We start from the raw sequence: 2676 nt of genomic DNA, 5'->3' as shown, positions 1-2676 counted from the left end.
GGGTTCGGGGGCCGCCGGGCCGTTGGGGGGATCGCCCGGCGGCGTGCTTCGACCCTCCGCCCGGGGAAGGCGCCGCCACATCGACGGTCCGGCGCGGACGTCCGGGCATGATGGTGGACGCCGGGGTCAACCGATCGGCTGATGCGGCCCCGGGCCGGACGGGTCACCATCGAGGGATCGACGCAGGTCGGTGCGAGGCCGGACCGCGACGGTACGGGCCGGTGCAGGCCGGTCCGGGCCGGCGCAGGCCGCGCCCGCACCACCCGTTCAGCCAGGAGCCACCCGTGCAGCAGCCCCGTCCGACCGCCGGCCGCGGCGCTGCGGACCGCACCGGCACCGGCCGCCGGGACGCCCTCGGCACCGGCGACACCCTCGACACCCGCGACACCGGCGACCCGGACGCGGGCCGGTTGGCACTGCTGCTGGACTCCGCCTTCCTGCTGCTGCTCGCCGCCTCGCTCAACCGCTACCTCACCCACCACTTTGGCACCGCGCAGGCGCCCTGGGTGATCGGGCTGAGCGCGGCCCTCGCGGTCGCCCGGCCGGCCGGGTCCTGGCTCGACCACCGCCGTCCGCCCGCCCCGGGCCGGCCCCGCCGGTGGCCGCTGGCCCTGGTGGTGGCCCTCTGGGTGGTGCTGGTGCTGCTCGCGCCGAGCTTCGCCTGGTGCGCCGTCCCGCTGATCTACAGCGTGCTGCGGGTACTGCCGGCAAGGGCGGCCATCCCGCTGGTCGGGGCGCTGACCCTGCTGGTGGTGATCGCCGAGATCCGGCTGCCCGGCGGCGCCGACGCCACGCTGGTCCTGCTGCCGCCCGCGGTGGCCGGGCTCGCCACCGGCGTCTTCCTCGTCATGGCCCGGCAGGCCGCCCGGCAGCGCGCGCTGATCGCCGATCTGGTCCGCACCCGGCGCGAACTCGCCGCCACCGAGCGGCGGGAGGGCACCCTGGCCGAGCGCGAGCGGCTGGCGATGGAGATCCACGACACCCTGGCGCAGGGCCTGTCCAGTCAGCAGATGCTGCTCCAGGCCGCCGAGCGCACCTGGGACACCCACCCGGCGACCGCCCGCACCCACGTCCGCACCGCCGCCGAGGTGGCGGCCCGGAACCTGGCCGAGGCCCGCCGCTTCGTCCACGACCTCGCCCCGGCGGAGCTGTCCGACGGCCGCACCCTCGACCGGGCACTGCGGTCGCTGGCCGGGCGGGAGTCCGCCGAGAGCGGGCTGCCGGTCCGCTTCCACCTGGACGGCACACCGGTGCCGCTGCCCGCGGCCGCGCAGTCCGCGCTGCTGCGGATCGCCCAGGGCGCACTGGCCAACGTCCGCGAGCACGCCGGGGCTTCGGCCGCCGCGATCACGCTGTCCTTCCTCGGCGACCAGGCCGTGCTGGACATCGCCGACGACGGACAGGGCTTCGACCCGGACGCGGCCGGCCCCGGGGGCGGGCGCGGGTACGGCCTGCCGGCGATGCGGGCCCGGCTGCGGCAGCTGGGTGGCAGGCTGACCGTGGAGAGCACGCCCGGTGAGGGCACCGTCGTCTCCGCCGCGATCCCCCTGACGCAGCGATGAGTCGGAGCACCCGTGCACCCGGCGCGGCAACCGGCCCGGAACGCCGACGGGCCCGGCGCGGCCATGACCTTGGAGCAGAGATGAGCACGACTCCCGTCCGGACGACCCCGGTCCGCCTGCTGGTCTGCGACGACCACGCCGTGGTGCGGGCCGGGCTGCTGGCGTTGCTGGCGAGCGCCGGCGACATCGAGGTGGTCGGCGAGGCGAGTACCGGGGAGGAGGCCGTCGCGCTGGCCGCCCGGCTGGCGCCGCAGGTCGTGCTGATGGACCTCCAACTCGGCGACGGCATCGACGGGGTGGAGGCCACCCGGCGGATCACCGTCGCCCCGGGCGGACCGCACGTCCTGGTGCTCACCACCTACGACACGGACGCCGACATCACCCGGGCCATCGCCGCCGGCGCCACCGGCTACCTGCTGAAGGCCGAACGGCCGGAGGAGCTGTTCGCCGCCGTGCACGCGGCCGCGCGGGGCCGCACGGTGCTCTCGCCGCCGGTCGCCTCCAGGGTGATGGCGCAGATGCGGGCGCCCTCACCGCAGCTCACCGAACGCGAGCAGGACATCCTCGAACAGTTGGCGCAGGGGCTGGGCAACCGGGAGATCGCCCGGGCGCTGTTCATCAGCGAGGCCACGGTGAAGACGCACCTCGGCCGGATCTACGACAAGTTGGGCGTGGACACCCGGGCGGGCGCGGTGGCGGTGGCGAAGGAGCGCCGGCTGCTGCGCTGAGGCCGGACCCGCTCCCCGTTCCCCCGGCTGCGCTGGGCGCCCGCCCGGTGTCACTGCGTGCTGCCATGATGCTCGGAATGTCGGATTCCGAGCCGGTGCCCGCCCGTGAGCTCCACCGGCCCGGTGCGGGCGGCTCGGGCGCCGGCCGTCCCGGATCGGCCACAACTCCCTGGTCCGAGGCCTTTTCGGGTTCCGCTGAGGGCCTCGCCACAATGTGGATGTTTCGTGGATTTCGCTATTGACAAACCAACCACGCGGTTTGTTAGTTTGAGATCAACGACGTCCCCGGGGGCCGACTCGCTCAGCGGCCGGCTGGAGCCCGCCGACCCGGACTCGGCGGAGCGCGGCACCGGCTTCCTCAGCATGGGACGGCCCGCGCCCGGCAC

Annotated in this window: 2 protein-coding genes; both read left to right on the top strand. The window is 75.7% G+C overall.

Annotation, left to right across the window (positions count from 1 at the left end; genetic code table 11):
* The first annotated feature begins 284 nt into the window (after window positions 1–284).
* On the top strand, window positions 285–1562 hold the full coding sequence (locus ACIQOV_RS36350) for a sensor histidine kinase (protein ID WP_401055081.1): 1278 nt from the start codon (window positions 285–287) through the stop codon (window positions 1560–1562).
* Window positions 1563–1642: 80 nt separating this feature from the next.
* Window positions 1643–2290, top strand: a complete 648-nt coding sequence (locus tag ACIQOV_RS36345; RefSeq protein WP_401055080.1) for a response regulator — start codon at window positions 1643–1645, stop codon at window positions 2288–2290.
* The last annotated feature ends 386 nt before the right edge of the window (window positions 2291–2676 follow it).

Origin of the sequence: Kitasatospora sp. NPDC091257, from assembly GCF_044757675.1 — a bacterium.
GTDB lineage: Bacteria > Actinomycetota > Actinomycetes > Streptomycetales > Streptomycetaceae > Kitasatospora > Kitasatospora lactacystinica.
The sequence above is the reverse complement of the archived record's forward strand: the minus strand, read 5'-3'. Positions and strand labels throughout refer to the sequence as shown.